Raw genomic sequence first — 2,427 nt, forward strand, 5'->3', positions numbered from 1 at the left:
CACCAGTACACCGTCCCGACCGGCAACTGGGACGTCAAGGGCAAGGACCTCGGCTTCAAGGAAGGCGAGTGGATCTCGACCCTGGCCAATACCTTGAAGATGGATCAGCTGATCAAGGACCACGTGGCCGTGCTGGACAAACACGACCCCGAGAAGAAGATCGGATTGATGATCGACGAGTGGGGCACCTGGTATGACGAAGTGAACCCCAGGGGCGGGCTGTTCCAGCAGAACTCCCTGCGCGACGCGCTCGTGGCGGCACTCAACTTCCACATCTTCCATCAGCATGCGGAGCGGGTCCCCATGACCACCATCGCCCAGATGGTCAACGTCCTGCAGGCGATGATCCTGACGGACAAGGAGAAGATGGTCCTGACCCCGACCTACTACGCCTTTCAGATGTATGCGCCGTTCCAGGATGCCAAGTCGCTGCCGCTGGCCATCAAGGACAACACCAGCTACACCCTGGGCGCTGTGACCATTCCGGGCGTGAGCGCTTCGGCGGCGCGTGCCAAGGACGGCAAGGTGTACCTGGCGCTGGTCAACACCGATCCGTCCAAGGCGGTCGATGTCGCCGTCAACGTTGCGGGCACGAAGGTCAACGGTGCGGCAGGCAAGGTGCTGACCTCGGCCGCGATGGACGCGCACAACACCTTCCAGGATCCGCAGGTCATCAAGCCGGCGGCGTTCAGCGCGCGTGCCGCGGACGGCAAGCTGTCCATCAAGGTACCTGCCAAGGCCGTGATGGTGGTCGCGCTGGAGGAGTGAAGGCTTGGCGCGCGGGCTCTGCCTAGAGCCCCTGGGGCAGCACCCACTCGATGCCGATACGGCGCGTGGCCGTTCCGTCGCGCAGTTGCGCCGGGTCGGGGGCAGCAGCGGGGGTGGTGGCGGCGCGAGCCAGGCTCACGGCGTCCAGCTCGCGCTCCAGAGCCAGGGCCGGCACACCGCGCACGCCGGCCGCCATGATTTCGCGGCGCTGCACGAAGCTGCGCACGATCTTGCCGGCAGCATCGAGATCCTGTTCCACGACGACCGTGCCCGCAAGCTCGGCGCGGCGCGCGAACAGCGGAAAGCCGTTCGCGTCGGTCGCGCCCGGGCCACTGCGCGGCACATCGGGCAGCAGATAGCCCGATGAACGCACGGCCATGGCGGTGCGCCAGGCATGCAGCGCACGCGGCGCCGTCATCCGCTGGGTGCGTACCTGCTCCTGGCTCCACCAGCGCAGCAGCTCGCAACGTGAAGCGGGTGATTGCGCGGCATAGGTCCAGCCCGGCGCCTGCAGCGCGTTGCGCACCTCGGGGGCGAGGCTGGAAGCGTTGCCCGGCGGCTTGGGCAGCGCAGCGACCAGCTCATCCTCAAACGCGCGGTCCGGCGAGGGCGGCACCTGCCGCGGGACCTGACCCCATCGAGCCAGGCGCGCCGCCTCGCCCTGCCAGGCGGCGTCGCGCTGCTCTGCGGGCAGCGCCTCGATCAGCTGCGCCACCTGCGCCACGGGCCGCGGCTGGTCGAGCCGCTGGCAAATGGCGGGTGTCTTGAGCGCATCGATCCAGATCGTGTCGCTGGGGTGCGGCGTTGCATCGGCTTGCCACAGCGCCACTTCGTTGAGCACGCGATTGCTCAATCGCTGCGCAGCCACTTCCGCCCGCAGCTCGCCCTTGCCCTGCGCGGTTTCATCGGTCAGCCATGCCGCCCAGCCGGCCTGTGCGCGCTCACGTTGTTGACGCAGCACACCCTCGGCCACGCTTCGGTGCTCCGGAGAAAGCTTCAGGTCGGCAGGCAGCTGGAACATGCCCGCCAGCAAGTCCACCGGCTGGCGCAGCAGTCCCGCATCGCGCTCCAAGCGCTCACGCAGCTTTGCTCGCTGTTCGACCATCAAGCGGCGTGCGGCTTCGTCACGCTGCTGGTCGATCAGCTCCTGCGCCATCTGCTTGTTCTTGGCCGCAGCCGCCGCTTTGTCTGGGCTCTGCCCCTCGGCCGTCACGCCGCCAACGCGACCGGGCTCCATGCCGGGAAAGGTGCCGACCTGAGCCAGTACCGCAGCCGGTGCATGCAGGAGTGCCGCGAGCGCAACCAGCCGCAGAGAAAACCGCCGGCCAGAACCCGGCACGACGTCACCGCAACGTCGAACGAGTGATGCTTTCATGGACGCTCCCAGTTCAAGGTTTTGCCCTCGGCCAGCACCGGGCTGCGCCGCCCGTCCACCTCCAGCCCCCAATCGCGCAGCGCACCCTCGCTGACCTGCGCCGCGTACTGCCCGCCCTTTCGGCTCACCGTGCCACGCGCCGCAATGCTGCCGTCCGCGCCCACGACCGTGAAGGCCGCGCTCTTGCCGTCATCCAGCTCGAACACGCGCAGCACCGTGCCGCGGGCGTAGTCGTAGGCCGGCTTCTCGGTCTCGGCGCCCCAGGCGATGACGCTGTTCGGTGC

The 2,427-nt window shown here is 68.1% G+C and carries 3 protein-coding genes; 1 reads left to right on the forward strand and 2 read right to left on the reverse strand.

What is annotated here, in order from left to right; all coding sequences use genetic code 11:
* On the forward strand, positions 1 to 768 hold a 768-nt coding region (locus ACXJKJ_RS29970), incomplete at its 5' end, for an alpha-L-arabinofuranosidase C-terminal domain-containing protein (protein WP_457394950.1).
* Between the two features lie 22 nt (positions 769 to 790).
* Here ACXJKJ_RS29970 and ACXJKJ_RS29975 read toward each other — a convergent pair.
* Together ACXJKJ_RS29975 and ACXJKJ_RS29980 are read right to left on the reverse strand one after the other, a co-directional pair.
* A complete protein-coding gene (locus ACXJKJ_RS29975) occupies positions 791 to 2,143 on the reverse strand; it encodes a hypothetical protein (RefSeq protein ID WP_457356576.1) in 1,353 nt (450 codons plus the stop codon).
* On the reverse strand, positions 2,140 to 2,427 hold a 288-nt coding region (locus ACXJKJ_RS29980), incomplete at its 5' end, for a hypothetical protein (RefSeq protein WP_457394952.1). The genes ACXJKJ_RS29980 and ACXJKJ_RS29975, both read right to left, overlap by 4 nt.

It is taken from the genome of Roseateles sp. P5_E1 (assembly GCF_054049335.1).

Coding starts and splice junctions, on each gene's coding strand:
- ACXJKJ_RS29975 (WP_457356576.1), bottom strand. CDS start 2,143: ATGAAAGCATCACTCGTTCGACGTTGCGGTGACGTCGTGCCGGGTTCT.